The sequence below is a fragment of the Porphyromonas canoris genome, assembly GCF_000769115.1.
In the GTDB taxonomy this organism is placed as follows: Bacteria; Bacteroidota; Bacteroidia; order Bacteroidales; family Porphyromonadaceae; genus Porphyromonas_A; species Porphyromonas_A canoris.
On the sequence record NZ_JQZV01000003.1, the window covers coordinates 305,091 to 326,143 of the forward strand.

General features: G+C 41.9%; 18 protein-coding genes. 9 read left to right on the forward strand and 9 right to left on the reverse strand.

Features of this window, described 5'->3' with window-relative positions; translation table 11 throughout:
* The first annotated feature begins 59 nt into the window (after positions 1 to 59).
* Genes sufC through HQ43_RS02010 form a run of 3 tightly spaced genes read left to right on the forward strand, consistent with a single transcriptional unit; the run spans position 60 to position 3,266 of the window.
* Entirely contained in the window at positions 60 to 815 is a 756-nt protein-coding gene (gene sufC, locus HQ43_RS02000) for a Fe-S cluster assembly ATPase SufC (RefSeq protein WP_036788947.1), read from the forward strand.
* 31 nt (positions 816 to 846) lie between these two features.
* Positions 847 to 2,256: a Fe-S cluster assembly protein SufD gene (sufD, locus tag HQ43_RS02005; protein ID WP_052103015.1), complete on the forward strand. Its 1,410-nt coding sequence runs from the start codon at positions 847 to 849 to the stop codon at positions 2,254 to 2,256.
* Positions 2,257 to 2,279: 23 nt separating this feature from the next.
* Positions 2,280 to 3,266, forward strand: coding sequence for a calcium/sodium antiporter (locus HQ43_RS02010; protein ID WP_036789117.1), 987 nt, complete (start codon positions 2,280 to 2,282; stop codon positions 3,264 to 3,266).
* 306 nt (positions 3,267 to 3,572) lie between these two features.
* On the opposite strand, the gene HQ43_RS02015 is transcribed toward HQ43_RS02010, so the two are convergent.
* The 8 genes from HQ43_RS02015 to HQ43_RS02050 all read right to left on the reverse strand — a co-directional run bounded on the left by HQ43_RS02015 (position 3,573) and on the right by HQ43_RS02050 (position 14,425).
* Positions 3,573 to 5,129 (reverse strand): rhomboid family intramembrane serine protease, encoded by a 1,557-nt coding sequence (locus tag HQ43_RS02015; RefSeq protein ID WP_036788949.1) that lies wholly within the window; start codon positions 5,127 to 5,129, stop codon positions 3,573 to 3,575.
* Between the two features lie 146 nt (positions 5,130 to 5,275).
* Positions 5,276 to 7,156 carry a hypothetical protein gene (locus HQ43_RS02020; protein ID WP_036788951.1) on the reverse strand — a complete coding sequence of 627 codons (1,881 nt, stop codon included), beginning with the start codon at positions 7,154 to 7,156 and terminating at the stop codon, positions 5,276 to 5,278.
* 600 nt (positions 7,157 to 7,756) lie between these two features.
* On the reverse strand, positions 7,757 to 8,332 hold the full coding sequence (locus HQ43_RS02025) for a 30S ribosomal protein S16 (RefSeq protein WP_036788953.1): 576 nt from the start codon (positions 8,330 to 8,332) through the stop codon (positions 7,757 to 7,759).
* 103 nt (positions 8,333 to 8,435) lie between these two features.
* A complete protein-coding gene (locus HQ43_RS02030; RefSeq protein WP_052103016.1) occupies positions 8,436 to 9,983 on the reverse strand; it encodes a TolC family protein in 1,548 nt (515 codons plus the stop codon).
* Between the two features lie 18 nt (positions 9,984 to 10,001).
* Positions 10,002 to 11,105 carry an efflux RND transporter periplasmic adaptor subunit gene (locus HQ43_RS02035; RefSeq protein ID WP_036788955.1) on the reverse strand — a complete coding sequence of 368 codons (1,104 nt, stop codon included), beginning with the start codon at positions 11,103 to 11,105 and terminating at the stop codon, positions 10,002 to 10,004.
* A 56-nt stretch (positions 11,106 to 11,161) separates the two neighbouring features.
* Positions 11,162 to 12,433, reverse strand: a complete 1,272-nt coding sequence (locus HQ43_RS02040; protein ID WP_052103017.1) for an ABC transporter permease — start codon at positions 12,431 to 12,433, stop codon at positions 11,162 to 11,164.
* 27 nt (positions 12,434 to 12,460) lie between these two features.
* Entirely contained in the window at positions 12,461 to 13,747 is a 1,287-nt protein-coding gene (locus HQ43_RS02045) for an ABC transporter permease (protein ID WP_036788957.1), read from the reverse strand.
* Positions 13,748 to 13,765: 18 nt separating this feature from the next.
* Positions 13,766 to 14,425, reverse strand: a complete 660-nt coding sequence (locus tag HQ43_RS02050; protein ID WP_036788960.1) for an ABC transporter ATP-binding protein — start codon at positions 14,423 to 14,425, stop codon at positions 13,766 to 13,768.
* A 269-nt stretch (positions 14,426 to 14,694) separates the two neighbouring features.
* On the opposite strand from HQ43_RS02050, the gene HQ43_RS02055 reads away from it, so the two are divergent.
* From HQ43_RS02055 to HQ43_RS02075, 5 genes are all read left to right on the forward strand, one after another.
* On the forward strand, positions 14,695 to 15,705 hold the full coding sequence (locus HQ43_RS02055; protein ID WP_152567456.1) for a S24 family peptidase: 1,011 nt from the start codon (positions 14,695 to 14,697) through the stop codon (positions 15,703 to 15,705).
* A gap of 217 nt (positions 15,706 to 15,922) precedes the next feature.
* Entirely contained in the window at positions 15,923 to 16,609 is a 687-nt protein-coding gene (locus HQ43_RS02060; RefSeq protein WP_036788964.1) for a phosphatidylserine decarboxylase family protein, read from the forward strand.
* 18 nt (positions 16,610 to 16,627) lie between these two features.
* Positions 16,628 to 17,290, forward strand: a complete 663-nt coding sequence (pssA, locus tag HQ43_RS02065; RefSeq protein WP_036788966.1) for a CDP-diacylglycerol--serine O-phosphatidyltransferase — start codon at positions 16,628 to 16,630, stop codon at positions 17,288 to 17,290.
* 10 nt (positions 17,291 to 17,300) lie between these two features.
* Complete coding sequence (locus HQ43_RS02070) at positions 17,301 to 17,582, forward strand: hypothetical protein (RefSeq protein ID WP_036788968.1); 282 nt, start codon at positions 17,301 to 17,303, stop codon at positions 17,580 to 17,582.
* Positions 17,583 to 17,593: 11 nt separating this feature from the next.
* Positions 17,594 to 19,810, forward strand: a complete 2,217-nt coding sequence (locus HQ43_RS02075; protein WP_052103018.1) for a heavy metal translocating P-type ATPase — start codon at positions 17,594 to 17,596, stop codon at positions 19,808 to 19,810.
* Positions 19,811 to 20,182: 372 nt separating this feature from the next.
* On the opposite strand, the gene HQ43_RS02080 is transcribed toward HQ43_RS02075, so the two are convergent.
* Complete coding sequence (locus HQ43_RS02080; RefSeq protein ID WP_036788970.1) at positions 20,183 to 20,629, reverse strand: nucleoside deaminase; 447 nt, start codon at positions 20,627 to 20,629, stop codon at positions 20,183 to 20,185.
* A gap of 51 nt (positions 20,630 to 20,680) precedes the next feature.
* On the opposite strand from HQ43_RS02080, the gene HQ43_RS02085 reads away from it, so the two are divergent.
* Positions 20,681 to 21,052 carry a YraN family protein gene (locus tag HQ43_RS02085; protein ID WP_052079385.1) on the forward strand — a complete coding sequence of 124 codons (372 nt, stop codon included), beginning with the start codon at positions 20,681 to 20,683 and terminating at the stop codon, positions 21,050 to 21,052.
* Position 21,053 lies beyond the last annotated feature (1 nt).

Below are 21,053 nucleotides of genomic sequence, written 5' to 3' on the forward strand. Positions count from 1 at the left end.
TATCGGTATCGTAACAATTATTTCTGTAATATATACAATCAAAATATACATCAAAAACAATGTTAAGTATTAGAAATCTTCATGCCTCAGTGGAGGGAAAACATATACTCAAAGGTATTAACCTAAACATAAATCCCGGGGAAGTCCATGCAATAATGGGACCTAATGGATCTGGAAAAAGTACTCTCTCTTCAGTCCTTGTAGGGAATCCTCTTTTTGAAGTTACCGAAGGGGAAGTTTTCTTTGAAGGACAAAACTTATTGGAGTTAGAGCCGGAAGAACGCGCTCATTTGGGAATATTTTTGAGTTTCCAGTATCCGGTAGAAATTCCCGGTGTGAGCATGGTTAATTTTATGAGGGCATCTCTCAATGAACTTCGTAAAAGTCAGAAAAAACAACCCCTGTCGGCGACAGAATTTCTCAAGTTAATGAGAGAAAAGAGAGCATTGGTAGAGTTGGATTCCAATCTTGCCAATCGTCCTGTAAACGTAGGTTTCTCCGGAGGAGAAAAGAAGCGCAACGAGATCTTTCAGATGGCAATGTTAGAACCGAAGCTGGCTATCTTGGACGAAACAGACTCCGGATTGGATATTGATGCTCTTCGGATTGTTTCAAATGGTGTGAATGCTCTAAAGACAAAAGAGAATGCCACACTTGTGATAACCCACTATCAGAGACTTTTGGATTATATCAAACCTGATTTTGTACATGTATTATTGAAAGGACGTATTGTAATGTCCGGTGGCCCGGAGCTTGCTCTCAAATTGGAGGAGCAGGGTTACGATTGGCTAAGAACCGGTGAAGAGACCGAATGATACTGTCCCAGTTTAATTTATGCAAGATACCATGACAAGAATCAGTAATACAACTACTCCGATGGAAGATAGATATGTCGCGCAATACATAGACTTCTATCGGAAATATAAGGATTTATGCAACTCCAACTCTCCGGGAGTGATGAATTTGAGGAGAGAAGAGGCATTGAATATTCTCGAACAGTATGGTCTTCCCAAGAGTTTGAGTGAAGACTACAAAAGATTCGATGTTCAAGCTATTTTAGAAAAAGATTGGGGTATAAAGCTTTCCACACTGAAAAATAAAGAAAATCCATACTGCTCTTGCCGTTGCAGCATGGGAGAGATAGCCCCTCTACGCTTCTACATGCACGATGATGAAGTGTACTCCATTCCTCAAGAAGATAGAGCAACACCGGATGGAAGCTATACCGAAGCCCTAAAGAAAGGTGTTTTTATAGGAAGCATAGTCGAATTTGCTGAGAAACATCCGGACATATTGCAGAAATACTACGGAAAGATAGCGGATATGGAGCGCAATACATTGGCGGCTCTCAATACTCTGTTTGCAAAAGACGTATTTGTTGTTCACATTCCTGAGAGTGTGGAGCTGGAGCAGACCATTCAGCTTATCATGCTTAGCGGTGGATATAAAAATGCACTGATTTCTTCCAGAGTGTTGGTGATCGTAGAAGATAAAGCAAAAGCCTCTCTTCTTATTTGTGATCATTCTGTTGCGGACTCTTCTTCTGTCAATAATACCTTGTTGGAGGTTTATGTTGGAAACTCTGCCTCTTTCACTCTATACGATATGGAGGAGACACATGAGGATCACATCCGTATATCCAATGCACACTACCATCTTGCTGCAAATGCCACGGCAAAGGTTTGTCCTCTGACATTGACCAATGGCAAGACACGTAATAATATCTATGGTTACATAGAGGGAGAACACTCCAGCTTTACCGCTGCAGGTCTTGTCGTATTGGATGGTAGCAAGAGAGCGGACAACTATGTTTGGGTCAATCACTCAGTCCCTCACTGCCATAGTGATCAGCTGTTCAAGTACACTATGGATGATACCGCCGTAGGTAGTTTTACGGGAAGAATTTACGTGGCAAAGGATGCACAAAAAACGCAAGCTTACCAAAACAATAGGGGATTGAATCTTTCAGGTAAAGCAACCATGTACTCGAAACCACAGTTAGAGATCTATGCGGATGATGTTAAGTGTTCTCATGGTATGACTGTCGGACAGATAGATGATGGTGCTATTTTCTATATGCGTCAGCGTGGTATCCCTTATTGGGAGGCAAAGATGCTTTTGACCATAGCCTTTATGGCAGATGTGTTGGAGTATATAGATTTAGAGCCTTTACGCGAAAAGCTCCAAGATGTACTCGAACAGCGTTATAGAGGAGGAAATTCTTTTTGCCACAATCGTAAGAGTCTTCTACAATAAATAGGTGAGATAGATCAATGATACTGCAAATACTTTTATTGATAGCCGGAATCGTTCTTGTTGTGGTCGGAGCAAATGGACTTACAGAAGGGGCTTCTGCTGTTTCTAAACGGTTTAATATCTCCGATCTGGTGATAGGGCTTACCGTTGTTGCATTCGGTACATCGGCTCCGGAGCTGAGTGTAAGTATTATCTCTGCTCTGAAAGGAAGTAACGATATTGCTCTTGGAAATGTAATGGGAAGTAATATCTTCAATATTCTGGTTATACTGGGGCTAACAGCTATTATTACTCCCGTAGCTATTGGTAAGACAACACGTAATAAGGAGATGCCTTTTGCTCTCTTTGCTGCTGTGTTGTTAGCCTTAATAGTTTGGGCACCTTGGGCTCCCGGTGCTGTCGAGGATGTTACTCGAATAGAAGGGTTGTTGCTGCTTATCATGGGTTTGGCGTTTGTTATATATACTGTATGGCTCTCTCAGCAGTACAGAAAGAGCAAGCTGAAAGAAGGAACAAAAGAAGATATTCCTTCTACCGAGTCTATTGTAATCATGCCTGTTTGGAAAAGTATAGTATATATCGTAGGAGGACTGGCTGCTCTGATATATGGTGGGCATTTGTTTGTAGAGGCTTCTACATTCATAGCCAAGAGCTTGGGTGTGAGTGAAGCAGTCATCGGACTTACTTTGGTTGCAGCCGGAACATCCTTGCCCGAATTGGCTACTTCTATTGTAGCTTCAATGAAAGGTAAACCTGAGATTGCAGTAGGGAATGTAGTCGGAAGCAATATCTTTAATATCTTCATTGTTTTAGGTACTTCGGCTGTTATCAAACCGATGTCGGGGCTCTCTTTCACCAACATAGATGTTTGGATGCAAATCCTTTCTATGGCAGCTGTCTGGATTTTTGCAAAGTTCTTGTTTCCGGGAGAGATCAAGCGTTGGCAAGGAGCAGTCCTGTTCCTTATATATGTGGCTTATACGCTCTATCTTATTTACGCCGGAGCCTAAGATATTAATCGGCTAAAGAGATCGAGAAGGGATACCAAAAGATATGTGATAAGAAATCTTCCAGAACAGCTTTACAAGTTTTTTCTAACAGGTTAATAAGTTGGCGTAAAGCCCTGATATATTACGGAGCAAGGCTTGATTGGTATCAATCAAGCCTTGTTTTTTTGTCATCAAGGCTTGGTTCTTAAGATTTCAAGCCTGCTTTTAATTTTTTATCATGGTTGCCTCGTTTTTTGATCATGTTAAATCTTTTTTCTCAATACCTTAAATCGACTTTTCTTCTCCCGAAACATTGTTCTAAAAAGTTTACAGATCAAGTCCTCTGCCTTGTTTCCGGTTTTTAATGAATGGAGATAAGATCAGACTCAGTGCCACTCCGCCCAATAATCCTCCTATATGCGCCGCATTATCTATACCGGGAGTCATTCCTACCAACAGGTTTGCACCAACGAAGATTGCCGATTCTATCAACAGAGATTTTGCGGAAGTCGATGAAAAAGTTTTGGTCAGTATTAGGGTGATAAAAGCTCCGTACAGACCGAATATAGCACCGGAAGCTCCAATACCCACGACCGGAGGAGTGTGCCACAGTACACTTGTTATGCTCCCAATAAGCCCCGAAAGCAGATAGATAAACAGATATTGAGAACGCGTTATTCTATTTTCAATGTCTATACCAATGATGGCAAGACAGACTGTATTGGCTATCAGGTGTGTTATACCACTGTGCAGGAAAATGCTTGTAAGCAGTCGCCACCACTCTCCATCACGCACCATGGGACCATAGCAAGCACCCCAATGTATCAGATCATCTGCCTGAAAAGAGAAAAATCCCGCTCCGAAAAACATCATCAACAGAAATACCGCAATGTTGATGTAGATAAGAATAGGCGTAATAAAGAAGCCTTTGTGAGGTATTGCGGAGAGGAGGTTTTCTTTCCATATTATCTGTTCCATCTTATCCGGTTTCCCGGCTTTGATTCTCTTTAACTCCTTGTCATCTACTTTGGGTATGATGGACATCAGGAGCCATAACAGCGTTACGATGAGAACAGCCGTCAGCAGACGTTTCAGGTTATCCCCGTTTCTATGTTCGTATGGTTCACTCATGCCCACCAATATCACAGCGTCAGATATGCCAAGATCATTCCGGTTGAGAAGACTTTGGAAGTTCTTGAAATCTTCGGATGTTTTACCAATTCGTTCAAAGCAGGGGAATGAGAAAAAATCCTTTTGTTCTACTTGAATCCAGTTCTGTCTGATGAATTGATTGAATGCCTCTTCCTTTCTTTCATGGCTCATTCTGTTGGAAACACGATCTCTATAAGAGATACCCAGCCATGCGGAAGGAGTATGAGAAGAAACATCTGTCGAGGTTTTGTATATGGGCATGAGAACATACAGATACATATTGAAATGTTCCGAGTTTCTCCCGCTTATGTCATACGTGGCGTGATAGTATTTGGCTTTTGTATTGATATGATATGAGTCGATGTTGTAGTATTTGGTAGATTCATGCGCATGAATTTCTTCGACGGAGGGTAGTGTGGTCAGCTTACCGGTAGCTGTAACCATATATTTCTGTGCGATTATGGTAGGAATTGTCAGACTGATCCATGCAATGAGAGAATAGATGAAAGGCACTCGTAAGCGCAATGCTTTGACTTTGGTATGGATGAAGAGTCTTGTTACTATTCCGGCAAGTATAATAGGCAGAAGTGTTTCTGTGATGTTCTCATTCAGCTGAAAGATTCCGAGCTTGATAAACAGAGTCCAATGCACGAACGAGTAGCCGATCATCAGTCCGATGAGGGCTGTTAAGAAGGGTTTGAAAACGATGTTCAGTTTTTCTCTTATCGCCATGGCTTTATGTATAGCATCTTATCGAGATAGCGAGAGTCGGTGAAGTATCTGTTTTTGCTCTCAAGTATCTTGCCGGCTCTTTATGTGTTGTGAGTACATTAAGGTCTTAAAGCCTCTTATCTGTTTCCCCTTTACGGCATTATGAACTATATAGAGCAGTCGTAATACAAATAATATTTTTCTCTATTTATACTTAACCTTAGCCCAAAAGTAACCGTTTTGCTCTCCATGAAAAGGTCTCTAAAATCTTTGTTGTTGAAGATCTTTTGGTGTAGTTGTAACAGCAGGTTTGAGTTTGTAAAATGGACTCCATTCTCTGCTTTTATTATAATGTCAACTTCTTTACCGTCCGGATCTTCGACACATATAGCTATTTCAGGTTTTACTAATGAAATCCTTGATAGATACTGATCCGCCTGTTGGGGAGTCATAACATCGGAATTTTCTTTGTAAAACGTCTCTCTTACATCTCTCTCCGTGAATAGATTTTTGTCGCCCAATGTCCACTTTATGTCGTTAAGAAGATTGATGAACAGCCTTTTCTCTTCTGTATCGAATATGACATAGTTTTCAAACTCATCGCATCCCATAACGTTGTTCAGGGAGTTGATAAGCCTTCTTTTTGCTTCCGGTGTATCTTCTATGATACCAAAATGATACATATCACAGCCGGTCTCTAAAGAAAAAAGCAAGTAGCCCTTTTTTCTGATAGGACCGGCATAGAGAATAACCCTGTCATACGGATTGACATCTTCATGATCCTGGAAGAATATTTCATCCAAAGTAAACCCATCATTGGATTTTTCTTCTGCTATATAGGATAATCCGTGTTTTGACAGCAGTGCATCTAACAGATATTCGATACCAATATCATTATCATTGTCGAAAAACATCAAATGATCGTTCTTGAAGAGCTGCCAATCTAAGACTTTTGTTCCTATGATGTTCATCATCATATTGTCAATATCGTAGACGCCGATAGCATTGTAAAACTCTTTTGCAACTTCTCGAACCTTCCTTTCATGACGAATATCTTCTTCATAACGACCTATCAAATCCGCACTAAACGGCACTAATTCAAAACCTAAGCTTGTCTCAATTTTGGAGAGATGTTTTTCTTGGGTAAGTAAAATCATGGTTTCTTCCAAAAGGTTATCTTTGATCAGGAGCCACAGGTAATACCCTTTCTGCTTAAGAATGTCTGAAGCATGGTTTAGCAAGTCAAAATGGTCTGAGCACACCTTTTGAGTGTTAAAAACCATATTCGTTCTTTTCTCCAACCATTCGATAATACCGGCAAACGAAAGCTTTCTTAGTGTTATTCCGAGAGATTGTCTCACCAAAAGCGTGTAGAAAAAATCTTGAAAAGAGAGTGCATCATGCGCCAAAGGATATTCTTCTCTTTTTTCTGTGTTCAAAGCAAAATATTGCTTCGCATAGGATATGAACCCCTCTTTATCTTCTGTCGGACAAAAATGAGCTGCAATATTCTCCATAAATGACAGGTAACCGAGCTTATTCATCTTCAGAAGCATCTGATATTTAAGATGAGTGAATAAAAGATGATATGCTGCTCTCAGCTCCGCCATACCTTTTATTCCCAGCTTTATACCTTTGGTCTTACGGAGGTTATTGGCTACGTCATGTCTGTTGGTGACGGAAACTTTATTCTGTCTTAAGTCAAGCCCTTCTTTCGTCAAAGAGAGAAAATAATTGTCAGGCTTCTTACTGTGATAAAAAGCCAGCTGCAATGGTGTAAGATAAAGGGAAGAGGGGCTCTCTTCTTCATTTTTATACCGCCATCCTGCATAGTTTTCTCCAAAGAGAACCTGTGCTGTATCAAGCGTAGATAGTGAAACTCCGGAAAGTATTCCTTTTAGTTCTAACATCTCAAGCATCTTGGGAATAGAAAAACAGACTATTTCTTCTTCCGTATATATGCCCATTTTATGAAGACGCTTGGTCATTAAGATAATGTTATCGAAAAACTCTTTTGGGAAATCTTTAGGGTTAGCCGATTTTCCCATTATCTTATATTCTGAATAAAAGGCAATTGGAAGGAATTCTCTTTTAGTGGTCCTACTAAATATGTCGAATATTTTCATTGGCATTCAAGGTGATATGTTCTTCTTGAAGAGTATAATCTCCACAAGAATACAAAATTAAAAGTGTCGATCCAAGAAAAATGATTTGTTTTTCTTCCCGAAAGCACTAAAGGTTTCTGGGAAAAGCACTAAAGGTTTCTGGGAAAAGCACTAAAGGTTTCGGGGAAAAGCACTAAAGGTTTCGGGGAAAAGCACTAAAGGTTTCTTTGAAAAGCACTAAAGGTTTCGGGGAAAAGCACTAAAGGTTTCGGGGAAAAGCACTAAAGGTTTCTTTGAAAAGCACTAAAGGTTTCTGGAAAAAGCACTAAAGGTTTTGGAGAAAAGCACTAAAGGTTTCTGGAAAAAGCACTAAAGGTTTTGGAGAAAAGCACTAAAGGTTTCGGGGAAAGTACCTAATCTTTTTAGAATAAAAAAAGAGGCTGCACCAAACTTGCATTTGATACAGCCTCTTTGTGGCTCTATTTATTTAGAATAGCTTCTATTCTCTAAATAGCTTCGAGTGTTGAGAGATAAACTCTGAGATTAAGCTTCTGCAGGAGCTTCTTCTTCAGCAGCAGCCACTTCTTCTGTTGTGCCTTCTGCTTCAGCTGCGGCTTCTTCAGCAGCAGCTTTTGCTGCTTCTTGTTTAGCCTTTTCTTCTGCAGCCTTCTTCTCTCTTAGAGCTTCGGCTTTAGCCTTGTTTACTTCTTTTTCTGCTTCAAGACGTTGCTTTGCTTCAGCGTTCTTTGCTTCCACAAGCTTTTGTCGCTCTGCTTGGAAGCCTTTTACCTTTGCTTCTTTCCAAGCGTCAAAACGTCTTTGTGCTTCTTCGAGAGTAAACTTCTCTTTCTTAACACCACCAAGGAGGTGCTTCATGAGCAGAACACCTTCTCTTGAGAGGATGTTTCTTGTAGTGTCTGTAGGTTGTGCGCCTACGTTCAGCCAATACAATGCTCTTTCAAAGTTCAAATCCACTGTAGCAGGATTGGTATTTGGGTTGTAAGTACCCAAACGCTCAATGAATTTACCGTCACGCGGTGCTCTGCTATCTGCCACCACGATTCTGTAGAAGGGATAACCCTTGCGACCGTGTCTTTGCAATCTAATCTTAGTTGCCATTAATTTTGAAAATTAAGAATGTGAATAATTGATTTGTACGGCTTCCTCCCGTGAGCTACGCGTAACTCGGAGGAAATCAGGCACAAAGGTACGTTTTTAATTTTTATTCTGCAAGAGAAAGATCTATCACTCCCGTATTGAAGTATTTAAGGGTGATGGTACGCATCAAGCGGTTGTAGATAGCTCGGATATGCGTGGCTTTTGCTTCGGCATATTTATTCTTGACGATCTCCCATTCGTAGCTGCTAATCCTCCCCGCATCAAACTCCAATCCTGCAAGGCGAAGACTCTCTTCGGCATATTCTTCGTTGGATTTGGCTTGCTTGTGCTGTTCGATGGATTTGTTCAGGTCTATTTTTGCCAGAGATATGTTTTGCTCTTCTTCTGCCTGCTTTATTTTCAGGTCGTTCTCCATCTGCCGTTTTTGCAGAGTTGCACGCTTGATACCGCTTCTGATCTGTCCTTTTGAGAATATCGGGATGTTTAGAGACAGTCCTATGTATGTACGTCCGTTGCTTTTCATCTGATCTGCAAACGGGATGTTCACTCCTTTGAGATTCTTATCGAGAGAGAAGTAGTATCCGTTGCTGTATCCGGCATTCATGGAGAGTGAGGGCCAAAGAGCGGCTTTTGCGCGTTTGATGTCATATTCGGCTTTGTCTACTTCTCCTTGTGCTAGAGCGATGGTGGGGGAGACCCAGTTGAAGTTTTTTGTCTCTGCATCGCTCAGGAGAAGACGTCCGAGGATTTCTTCGGCAGAAGTGGTCGCGATGTCGATGTTGGGATCTTTGCCTGCTCCCATGTCGAAGAGAAGGTTGGCTTTAGCTCTTTCTGCATCGGCTTTGGTTTCTGCTACGCTCAACTTGTCCGATCCTGCTTGGGTTTGGAGTTCCATCAGCTTGGATTCCGGGAGCTTTCCTGCCTTCACGCGAGCTTCTGTTTCGTTCAGGTTTTTCATTGTCAGTGCAAGGCGTTCTTCCGCAACCTGTACGATCTCTTTGGCAAGAAGCAGGTTGATGTAGCCTTCCACTATTTTTAGGGCAACTCTGTCTTCTGCTTCTCGTATGATGAATGGTGTCTGCTCGTGTGCGAGCTTGCTTTTCTTGTAGTGATACCATTTGGCTCCACCTTCAAACAGCGACAGACCGGCTCCTATGGAGAATGACGTGTTACCGGAGCTGACATCTCTGAACACTCCCGATTTATCTTGAGAGCGTCCGAAGGAGAGGGCTTCTCCCACAGACCCGCCAAGATTGGGGGTGAATGCCATCTTGGAGTCTTTCAGTTCGATCTCGATGGCATCTATCCTGTTTTGAAGGTTTATCAACATAGGGCTGTGCTGCTTGGCATATTCGATACATTCCGACAGCTTTTTCTCCTGAGCTTCTGCCCGATTCAGGGGTAAAAACAGAGCCAAAATAAGGGAGAAAAATGGCAGGTATAAAGGTCTCTTAAAAAAGCAATAAAGGTTTCTTGAAAAAGCACTAAAGGTTTCTTGAAAAAGCACTAAAGGTTTTTGAAGAAAGCAATAAAGCTTTTTGGAGAAAGCTCTAAAGCTTTTTGAGGAAAGCAATAAAGAGCTCTTGAAAAGGGGGCGAGGTTTTTTGGAAAAAGGAGCGTTGGTCTCTCTGAAAAGGTATGTCGGTTTCATGACTTGTGCTTAAAATCTTTATTTCTTATTGCCTCTTATGATCTCATTTTCGGTCAGACCGGAAAGGACTTCCACTTTGAGTCCGTCCGATATTCCGAGCTGAACTTCTTTCTTTTCAAAGTCTTCTTCTTTGCTACCCCCTTTGGAGACGTAGACAAAGCTTTTGTCGCCTTCGTAGTAAACGCATTTTTCCGGGATGGTCATCACGTTTTCTTTCCTTTCCAAAATGATTTCGGCATTGCTGCTGAAACCGGCACGTATGCCTGTCAGGTCTGTTTTGTCCAGAGCAGCTTTTACTTCAAACATTACAGAGCCGGATGTCTGCACACCTTTGGGAGATACATACTCTACTGTCGCAGGGAATGTCTTCTTCGGCATTGCTCCTATTCTGATGGTAACATCGGCGCCCACCTTGATCTTTGCCACATCGCTTTCGTTCACATTACCTATGAAGAGAAGATCTTTGAGGTCTGCAATGCTTACGATGGTGGTACCTTCGTTGAAGTTGTTGGACTGTATGACGCTCTGACCGATCTTTACGGGTTGTTCCAAGATAAGACCCGAAACGGTGGCGCGTACAAGGGTGTTGTTGGAGCTTTTGGTGGATGCACTGGATCCTTTGCTTACCAGTTCGAGAGTCTCTTTGGCAGAGTTGTAGTCGATGGTTGCACGATCAAAAGCAGCTTTGCTCTCTTGGAATCGTTCTGTGGCAAGTACTTTTTGCTCGTAAAGAGATTTGTCTCTCTCGTAAACTTCTCTTACCTGATTCAGCTGTATAAGCGCTGTTTCGACTCTTGCCTGTGCATTTTGTACGGTGGCAATATCGGGGACCATCGCAATGCGGGCCACAAGCTCTCCGGCTTGTACCATCTCTCCGGGTTGCTTCAAAAGCTCGGCAACTATACCGGTCATTTGAGGTTTGATGAGGACAAGATCTCGTGGCTCGATACTTCCTGTAAGGATCGTGTTCAGCTCCACAGTGTCATTGGTGGTTGGGTTTAGGGTTTCGTAGGCAACAGTCTTGTTCCCGGTTTTGGAAATAATGGTTCCTACAACAGAGATGACTACTAAGGCAATCACAACGCCCAGTATCACTTTTAATACTCTTTTTTTCTTGCTCATGATGGTTTATGTTTTTGTGTTTAATGTATTCGGATTATAATAGTATGTGATTTGTTTTATTCATCTCTTATTGCATCTATGGCTTTCACCTCAAGGGCTTTGTAAACCGGAAGAAGACCGGCAAGAATACCGGAGACCAAGACAATAAGTATTGAAATGATCAGGATATGAAGCTGAGGATAAGGCGAGACGATAAACTCTCTGATACCGTTTATATTTTCTACCACACTTCCGATGCCGAGAGCTACAAGCAGACCAAGGAATAAGCCGGTAAAGCCTGCAAGAGAGATGATAAAAACAGATTCCAAGATAAACTGCTCGAATATATCTCTCGGCTTGGCTCCCAAAGCTCGGCGCACTCCTATCTCTCTCTGTCTTTCTCTTACCGTTACCAAAAGAATGTTGGAAACACTGATGATACCGGTAATGAGAGTTCCCATCCCTATAAGCCAGACTAAGATCTTTATGCCTCCCGTAATCATGCCGAAGAGACCAAAGATGATTCTCATCCCGGCAGAGATAAGCACATCTTTATCTTCCGGATGGATGTGGTACTTTCTTGAGAAATAAGAGAAAAGCTCCTCTTTTACTTCCTCTTCCGAAATATCCTGTTTGGGCGTTCCCAATAAAAGAACATTTGCTTCGGGGTTATCATTTGCCACGAATGGAAGGGGAATATAAGCAGAGTATGCCGAATTAGGGCCGAAAACCTGCATGTTCGCTTCCCCTGTTACTCCAATCACCCGGAAAGACATTCCTGAAACAAAAATGTGTTTGCCTAAAGCATCTTCCGGAGAGTCGAAGAGAGATTTTAAGACATTCATTCCAATGACGCAGACATTCTTCTTATCCACGATGTCTCTATCCGATAGAAGCCTGCCCGCAATCAATGCCGGGCGGTTTTGTTCCAAGTATCCTGTTGAGACACCCATCATATAGCCTCTGCCTTTCTTTTGAGTAGAGTTTATCGTACTCATCCAGCCTCCGTTCTGATTTTCCCAGATCATGGAGCAGACCACGTTGCTTAGTGTCTTGCTCTGTTTTTTGATTTGCAAATAATCATCATAGGTTGTCTCCAGCCTTCTATTGTTTTTATATCCTTGATAGGGGCGAGTGGTGGTGGAGAGCATATAAGCTGTGAGGTTGCTCGAAACGGACTCTATCTGTCTGTTCATCCCATTCTCCATCCCGATACCTATGCTTAGCAGTACTGTAAAGATGAACATCCCGAAGAAGACACCCATGGAAGTCATTACACTTCTACGCTTATTGGTGCGTATGGTGTACCATATTTCGGTCTGTCTTTCTTTGTCTAAAAAGTGTATCATAATTGTATATCTTTATATCTCACACCATTATTTCAAATCCCTCATCGCCACAATAGCAGGTATCCTGATAGCTTTCCTTGCAGGAGCATATCCGGCAACAATGCCGGCAATGATAAGAACGATGAGAGCCCCAAATGCTATTTGCAGATCCACTTGAGGATCGGAAAATATGTACATTGCCATATCATTATTGTCGTTGGGAATCATTTGTTTACCCCAACCATTTTGCTCAAAAAGATCTCCGATAAAATCTAATAACCCAACTCCTGCAAGGAGCCCGATCATTCCCGAAAAGACAGAGAGTATAATAGACTCTCCCAAGACAAGTGCCAATATATTGTAAGGTTTTGCTCCGAGTGCTTTTCGAATTCCAATCTCTTTGAAACGCTCCTGTACGGTTACCTGCATAATATTGGATACCCCTACAACTCCTATTGTCAGCGTACCTATACCTATAACCCAAAGCAACATTTGAATACCTGAAAAGACTTTCTGTATTGTTTTGGCGTTTTGAGACGGATTGTCTATAAACATGGCTCCGTAATCGTCAGGGGATGCTTTTACAATCCTACAAATCTGAGATCGAAACTCATCCTCGTAGTCTGCCAACTTTTCTGATGATATGTGGGGATGTGGATAAGCCATAAGGGTTGAGAAAGAGAGGACATTGTTCGGATACGTATTGGCATAAGTAGCAAAAGGGATCTTATGAGTTCCTCTGCTGTATGCATCTATGTCTTGTCTTACTCCGATAACCTTAAACATTATACCATTTATAAGAACAGAGCTGTTTAGACACTCTTCTTTATTGGAAAAGATTTTAAGAACATCTTTTTCGGATAAAAGAATCACCTTATGCCCCTCTTTCATTTCTTGAGGTGTGAACGTTCGCCCCATTACTATTGTTTCGGAGTTCTTTTCACGCTCTGCAACTGAAAGGGTTGTTATCTTCGCATCGCAAACACCATAGGTTGTACTTATTCTTGTAAAGTTATCTTGCACCGGTTCTATGGCATAGAAAATATTTTTATTCATCTCTCTCAGGAGATCCAGTTGTGCCGGTTTGAGAGAAAGAGACCTGCCTGCCTGATAACCGGCATAAGGCTCTTCCGTACTCCATAGATAGACTTTGACATTTGCTTCAAGCTGTCCTAACTCTCCCGCTGTTTTGCGAATTCCATTTTCAACTCCTTTTCCGGAACCCAAGAGAAGAATCAATATGATGATTCCCCAAGCAATAGAGAATGCGGTAAGAGCACTTCTTAGCTTATTGTTCCGTAGAGAGTGGAATAACTCTTGAAAGAAAGAGATCATATCTTGTATTGTTTAAGATTAGATGATAAGCCCGTCACGTATATATATGGTACGTTGGGTTTCTTCTGCCACGCTTCGTTCGTGCGTTACAATGATCATGGTCATATTTTCCGAAGCATTGATCTCTTTCAGTAAGTTGATCACCTCTGTGGTCGTAGTGCTATCCAATGCACCTGTCGGCTCATCCGCTAAGATGACAGATGGTTTGGAGATCAAAGCTCTTGCAATAGCTACACGTTGCTTCTGTCCTCCGGACATTTCATTCGGTTTGTGATGACTCCAGTCCAGCAAGCCTACTTTATCCAAGTATTCGTGTGCTCTTTTTATTCTTTCTTTTCGCCCGATTCCTTGATAAAACAGAGGCAGTGCAACATTTTCCGCAGCAGTCTTAAACGGAATGAGATTAAAACTCTGAAATACAAATCCTACATCTTTCCCTCGTATGGCTGCAGCTTCTTTTTCGGATAAGTTTTGGATAAGTTTTCCATTGAGTCTGTAATATCCCTCATCGTAAGTGTCCAGGATACCGAGTATATTCAGCAATGTACTTTTGCCTGAACCGCTCGCGCCCATTATGGCAACCATCTCTCCTTTTTCCACTTCAAGGCTGACACCTTTAAGTACATGTAGTGGTTGAACTCCCGGATAGGTTTTGTGTAGATCTTTTATCTGTATCATGATGTTTGGTATTTGATGCAAAGGTATAATATCATAATGAATTATGCAATACATAGTACGGATATATTTTTATTACATTAGTAATACTTTGTACTCTTATTAGTTTAGATATTAAAACCTAAAAGAATGTAATAGCTTTGATTGATAATACTTTATAGAATAAATAGCTATATTTGTCTTGCTCAATAGAGCAGAGAAAAAATTTTTTAATAGTGGAACAAAAAGTGCTTAATTCTATCCCCGAACATATCCTACAACGAAAAGAGCGTATGCGGGCCTGCCTTACTTACCTTAAAGAAGAAGGGAAAGTTCCCAGCCTTAGGGAGTTGGCAGACAGGCTTTCTCTGCCTCCAGGTAGTGTGCGCTCAGCTTTTCACGACTCTTCTCGCTTTCTTAGTGAAAAGTTTATAGACTCTTTTTTGAGCGTTTTTCCAGGTACATTCTCTAAGGCATGGGTTATGGAAGGAGTGGGAGAGATGCTTTTGGCACAAACGCCACAGCCTTACACCGCAAAATCTTCTAAGGAAGGAGCCACACGTAGTGAGCGTTTTACCTACATTATGAAGCAGGAAGGGGAGAATTATCAAACATTAGCTCAAAAACTTTCAGGTATTTCTCAAACAACGCTTTATCGTATCTCAAAAAGGCAGAGTATCCCACACGAAAAGACCTGCGACAAGCTTCTGGAGGCTTATCCATACTATAGCAGACTATGGCTGCTGCATGGCAGCGGACCTATCTATAACGCTCAGTGGAATGATGCTATCCCTAACATCGACGACTCTAAACGAGAATACCTGAGGAGCAATGCCACTTTCTATGACAATGTACATCAGATGTATGTCCCTTTTGTCCCTATTCACGCCTATGCCGGAAAACTCAATTCGTATGAAGACGAAGTTTTTTTGGAAAGTTTGGAGCATAAACCTGTATTGGCGGATCAGAAGTATTTTGGGCATTATCTCTTATTTGAGGTCAAGGGCGACTCTATGACGGATGGATCTATGAACTCCATCCTCGATAAAGATATTTTACTTTGCCGAAGCATCAAACCGGAATATTGGCTATCGAAGCTGCACACGCATCATTGGCCCTACTTTCTTTTTGTAACTGTTTCAGAGGGATTGGTACTTAAATCTATTAAAGAACAAAACATAGATAAAGGATACTTTGTACTCTCATCTCTCAATCCGATGTTTGAAGACATCAAGATAGAGATGAATGACATCAGAGAGATCTATAACGTGGTACAGCTTGTGTCCCGAAAGTTCAAGCGTTAGGCTCTACTCTCCAAAAGAAGAAAAGTCATCTCTTACGGGATGACTTTTTTGTAGAAGTAGGTTTTGAAAAAAGCTGCTGACCGGAATAAAAAAGGAAGAAAGATATACCTGCTTTTTTCTTAAATATCTCGGCTGCCACGTAATTCTCTCAAAAAATGTATCTTTGTATTTAGTAGGAAAAATCCTGCTGTACCACAATTAAGAGACGTAATATATCATCATGAAGCTTAGACGCAATAAAAAAATAAAACTGCATAGAGAAGGAGTTGGACTTCTTGCAGGCACGTTTGTTCTATTTTTCTTTGTTGTGGCATATCTGTATGCCTTTGTAGAGAATAAGCTGGCATTCTATATTGTTACTCCCATAGCTCTTATTTTATTTCTCTTGGAGGTCAACTTTTTTCGTTCTCCATTGAGAAAATATGGTCAGGATACAGCCAAAAAGATTGTAGCGCCTGCTGATGGTAAAATTGTTGCTGTGGAAGAAGTTTATGAACCTGAAGTATTGAAGTGCAACTGTATTCAGATATCGGTTTTTATGTCTGTATTTAACGTTCATGCCAACTGGTATCCGGTCGATGGTTTTGTCAGATTGGTCCGTCATCATCAAGGTAGATTTATGGCTGCTTATCTCCCTAAGAGCAGTGTTGAGAATGAGCGTTCTACGGTAGTGATAGAGACTGAATGCGGACGGATGATTCTTGCTCGGCAGATTGCAGGGGCGGTAGCCAAGAGAATCATAACCTACGCCAAAGAGGGAGAGGAGTGCTATATAGACGAACACATGGGCTTTATTAAGTTTGGCTCTCGTGTGGATGTTTATGTCCCGTTGGACAGTACCGTAAAAGTGGAAATAGGACAAGTCGTAACGGGTAATCAGACTCTTTTGGCAGAGTTGTCTTAATATTCAATTGAAGAACCCATGAAGAAACACATTCCGAATCTGCTTACACTCTGTAATGCTCTATGTGGAGCGATGGCGGTGGCTATGGCTGCTGCAGAACTTTTCCATTGTGCTGTCGGACTCATTGCCATTGCAGCCGTATTGGATTTTCTGGATGGCTTCGCTGCCAGGATGCTAAAGGCCTTTTCTCCTATTGGAAAAGATCTCGACTCTCTTGCCGATCTTCTCTCTTTCGGAATAGCTCCTGCCTTTATGCTATTCATGGTATTACAACCGTATGTAGGGTGGACAGCATTGTCGGTTATGGTACTTGTTGTCGCTTCTGTTTACAGACTGGCAAAGTTCAATAACGATCCTCGCCAGACTTCTACTTTTATTGGACTTCCTACCCCTGCCAATGCGATGTTTTGGATTGGTATGGTTATGTTTTTGAAGAATAACAGCCAGTGGCTTACATTAGGTTATATGCCATATTTGGTCATTGGTATAGCAGTATTGTTCAGCTACCTTTTGGTTTCTGAGATACCGATGCTGTCTCTAAAGAAAAGAAATGTCTGGATTTATGCCTTACTTGTCATATCTGTCGCTCTGATTTCTGTATTTGGTATGCTTGGATTCTCTCTGGCAATATTCTTGTACATTCTTCTTTCGTTGGCACTATGTAAACACATATACGAATAAGACAAAGATTATGGAGATAATATTAGGCATATTCATAGCACTATGCTTGTACTACCTTGTAAGATATATCATAGAAAAGAAATATGGATCTATACAGGGATTTTTTATCAGCCGTCTGGCAAAACGATTTGCAGAGCAAGCTTTCAAATATTCTCAAGCCGGAGAGTCGCAGAAAAGAGAACGAAAGCAGCAGAATACAGAGACAAAGAAGCCGAAAGACTCCGTTTCTGTGATTCGGAATGCCGGTATGGACAAAAAAAATGCCGAGTATGCCGAATATGAAGAATTATAAAAGATATTGCCATGAGTCGGAAACAAAATAAAATTCACAAAGGTCATATAGAAGGGCTACACTGCGCAGGCTGTGTAGCCTTTGCTACAAAAACAGCACAGGAAATAGAGGGAGTAGAGGAGGTAAACATCTCTCTGCTTCATAAAACCATAGAGATTTCCGTTGCCAAACATGAGCAGGCAGATACCGTAAAGAGTGTACTCCACGAGGCAGGTTATGATGTAACATGGGATGGTCAGCCTCAAGAAGAGCTTCTTGAAGATAAAAGTATTCTGATCAGAATGATTACCGCCATTGTTATGGCAGTATTACTTATGGGGATTCATCTGATGCATGGTTTTCACTGGCACCCTCTTCCAAAAGTGGTAGAAGATATAGCAGCTCTTCTCTTTGCATCTGTTTCGTTTGCTTACTGCGCATTGCCATATCATCAACGAGCCTTAAAGATGCTCAAGTTAAAGACGACCAACATGGATACACTCATAAGTCTGAGCATCTCCGTGGCATACTTCTTCAGTATATATATCATACTCTCTTCTCACTTACGGGGAGAGGCCTCTCATGATACGATGCACTATTTTGATGCCGTGGGTATGATTGTGGCTTTTGTACTCGTTGGAAAAAGATTGGAAGAGAGAGCAAAGCAGCAGACTACCGTGGCTTATAGAGAGCTTATGGGTAGAGTGCCGCAACAGGCTTCTGTAAAAAGGGATGGAGAGTTTGTTTCTGTTCCAATTTCCGAAGTGGTGGTAGGAGATATTCTACGTCTTAGACAAGGAGAATATGTGGCTGTCGATGGTGTCGTTATGGAAGGAACTGCGACGGTGGACGAAAGCACCATAACGGGCGAACCCATTCCAAAGCTGAAGGATGCCGGCGATACTCTGTTTGCTGCAACGGTTTCCACATCCGGATTACTGGAGTATCGGGCAGAAGCAGTAGGGAAAGAGACTCTCTTCGGTAAGATATTGGAAGCGGTTAAAAGGGTTCAAGGCATGCAGGCACCTATTCAACGCATTGCAGATAAGGTCGCTTCTTATTTTGTTCCTGTAATTCTTATTTTGGCTCTACTCACCTTTGTGCTATGGAGTGTATCCTCTATCCCCGGCTCTGTATCCTTAGGACTCTTTTTCGCAGTTTCGGTTCTTGCCATTGCTTGCCCTTGTGCAATGGGATTGGCAACACCTACGGCGATTACAGTTGCAGTGGAAAGAGCTGCCAAAGAACACTTGCTAATCTCAAACGTGGTCGCATTGGAAAATATGTCCGGAGTTACTGATGTTGTGTTGGATAAGACAGGCACGCTTACCTTGGGACGCCCTCAGGTCGTGGCTTCTCTGTGGTGGGGGGAAAAAGAAGCAATAAAGAGAGTGGTGATAGAAGCCGAACGGAGAAGCACTCATCCATTGGCAGAAGCCATTATAGAACGGCTCTCCGTAGGACTCACAGAGAGAAAAGAGATCTCTCTTGTCGGCTTTGAAGAAAAGATCGGCAAGGGACTTGAGTTTGAAGATATACAAGGAATAAGATACAAGATCGGCAGTGCGGACTATGCCGATGCTCCTACGAAGAATCCATCGGAGAAGTCCGTCCTTTCCGGTTTTCTGCTTTCGCATCCCAATGCCACCTTTATCTATCTTTCCCGAAACGGCTATCTTACGGCTGTATGGGCTATCGAAGACTGTTTGAAATCTACCGCAACGTCATTCATACAGGATTTGAAGTCCGGTAACATCACGCCTCACCTTCTTTCCGGAGACAGAGAAGAGGCTGTGGAGGCACTTGCGCTCAAACTGGGGATAGATAAATATAAAGGAGGTTTAACGCCGGAAGACAAGGCGGAATATCTTCGAGCCTTAAAAGGAAAAGGTAAAAAGGTGGCGATGATTGGCGATGGTGTCAACGACTCTCCCTCTATGGCTGCTGCGGACATCAGCATAGCCATGGCTGCCGGAAGTGATATTGCCAAAGAGGTTTCCGATCTCACGGTCATAGGTACTACTCTTACACCGATATCTACATTCATCAATCTCTCCAAGAGAACGAAGAGAATCATATATGAAAACTTCGCTTGGGCATTTCTCTATAACCTTGTTGCCATTCCGATGGCTGCGGGAGTGTTCTATCCGAAACTCTATATCTCTCCTCTCTGGTCAGCCGGAGCCATGGCGATGAGTTCGATTATTGTCGTTGCCAATAGTCTCCGCTTGAGAAGAGTAAAACTTTAGGATAGAAAGATCAGCTTGATCATAAATAAAAAGGGAGGTAAATTCTTTTTCTGAATTTTACCTCCCTTGATTTTTTCCAACTCTTATCTTTCTTGTCGTAGCCATATCTATTTTATTTGTTGTACACGTTTACTTCTTTGCATGAACCTTTATAGAATCTGAAATCAAGGTGCGAATCCCTCAAATCATGCTTTGGTTTCCGGCAATCAAGCTGCGATGGTTGCAGACCGAACCTTGATTTGCAGAATTGTTAAGCTTTATCTCCCTTTTTTAGCGTGATAACAACATTTTATGAATGGGTTAAGATGAGAAAGAAAAGCGGTTGCCGAAAAAGAGAGAACGGACAACAGAAGAGCCACGAGAGTAATACGCTTACCGACGCTTGGCAAAAAAACTTTTCATCAGAGCAGCACACTCCTCCTCAAGAATGCCTGTTGTAAGCTCCGTTTTGGGGTGAAGAATTTTATCTGAAACGGCACGAAATCCGAATTTAGCCTCAGGAGCGCCAAAAACCACTCTGCCAAGTCTGCCCCATTTGATGGCTCCGGCACACATGACGCAAGGCTCTATGGTAATGTATAGAGTACAATCCGTAAGAAACTTTGCTCCTAAATGCATTTGGGCAGCAGTGATGGCAAGAATCTCTGCATGTGCCGTTACGTCGCATAGCTGCTCCGTTCTGTTGTGTTCGGATGCAATGATCTTTCCGTTGGAGACTATCACTGCTCCAATAGGAACTTCATTCTCTTCGTATGCGACAGTGGCTTCTCGCAGAGCCGCACGCATAAAAAACTCATCGGAAAGTAAGTTGTCTTGCATATTTTATACGTTTTATATTTACATTTGCCTTTCGGAATAAGACTTCGGATAATGGCAAGGCACAATCAATATGGTAGTATCGGAGAGAAGTATGCAATAGATACTTTGACGGATATAGGGTTCAATATCCTCGATACCAATGTTAAGATCGGGCGGTATGAGATAGACATTATCGCAATGGAAGGGGATGTGCTTGTCTTTATAGAGGTGAAGTCCAGAAACAGTCTGCCTTCGGCTCTTGGGATTGAAGAAATTATACCTTCCGGTAAGCAGCGCCATATCTTATCTGCAGTGGATCTCTATTTGCATTCTTCTACCATAGAGTATAGAGATGTCAGGATAGACTATTTCTTTGTCTGCGATAATGATATAAAGGCATTAGAGTATCTACACGTTCGTAATGCTCTAATGCCTTTTGTCTGAT

What these genes read in the sequence shown, in the direction of transcription:
- sufC (WP_036788947.1), top strand. Translation starts at nt 60, where the DNA reads ATGTTAAGTATTAGAAATCTTCATGCCTCAGTGGAGGGAAAACATATA.
- sufD (WP_052103015.1), top strand. Translation starts at nt 847, where the DNA reads ATGACAAGAATCAGTAATACAACTACTCCGATGGAAGATAGATATGTC.
- HQ43_RS02015 (WP_036788949.1), bottom strand. Translation starts at nt 5,129, where the DNA reads ATGGCGATAAGAGAAAAACTGAACATCGTTTTCAAACCCTTCTTAACA.
- HQ43_RS02020 (WP_036788951.1), bottom strand. Translation starts at nt 7,156, where the DNA reads ATGGGAAAATCGGCTAACCCTAAAGATTTCCCAAAAGAGTTTTTCGAT.
- HQ43_RS02025 (WP_036788953.1), bottom strand. Translation starts at nt 8,332, where the DNA reads ATGGCAACTAAGATTAGATTGCAAAGACACGGTCGCAAGGGTTATCCC.
- HQ43_RS02030 (WP_052103016.1), bottom strand. Translation starts at nt 9,983, where the DNA reads ATGAAACCGACATACCTTTTCAGAGAGACCAACGCTCCTTTTTCCAAA.
- HQ43_RS02035 (WP_036788955.1), bottom strand. Translation starts at nt 11,105, where the DNA reads ATGAGCAAGAAAAAAAGAGTATTAAAAGTGATACTGGGCGTTGTGATT.
- HQ43_RS02040 (WP_052103017.1), bottom strand. Translation starts at nt 12,433, where the DNA reads ATGATACACTTTTTAGACAAAGAAAGACAGACCGAAATATGGTACACC.
- HQ43_RS02045 (WP_036788957.1), bottom strand. Translation starts at nt 13,747, where the DNA reads ATGATCTCTTTCTTTCAAGAGTTATTCCACTCTCTACGGAACAATAAG.
- HQ43_RS02050 (WP_036788960.1), bottom strand. Translation starts at nt 14,425, where the DNA reads ATGATACAGATAAAAGATCTACACAAAACCTATCCGGGAGTTCAACCA.
- HQ43_RS02055 (WP_152567456.1), top strand. Translation starts at nt 14,695, where the DNA reads ATGCGGGCCTGCCTTACTTACCTTAAAGAAGAAGGGAAAGTTCCCAGC.
- pssA (WP_036788966.1), top strand. Translation starts at nt 16,628, where the DNA reads ATGAAGAAACACATTCCGAATCTGCTTACACTCTGTAATGCTCTATGT.
- HQ43_RS02070 (WP_036788968.1), top strand. Translation starts at nt 17,301, where the DNA reads ATGGAGATAATATTAGGCATATTCATAGCACTATGCTTGTACTACCTT.
- HQ43_RS02075 (WP_052103018.1), top strand. Translation starts at nt 17,594, where the DNA reads ATGAGTCGGAAACAAAATAAAATTCACAAAGGTCATATAGAAGGGCTA.
- HQ43_RS02080 (WP_036788970.1), bottom strand. Translation starts at nt 20,629, where the DNA reads ATGCAAGACAACTTACTTTCCGATGAGTTTTTTATGCGTGCGGCTCTG.
- HQ43_RS02085 (WP_052079385.1), top strand. Translation starts at nt 20,681, where the DNA reads ATGGCAAGGCACAATCAATATGGTAGTATCGGAGAGAAGTATGCAATA.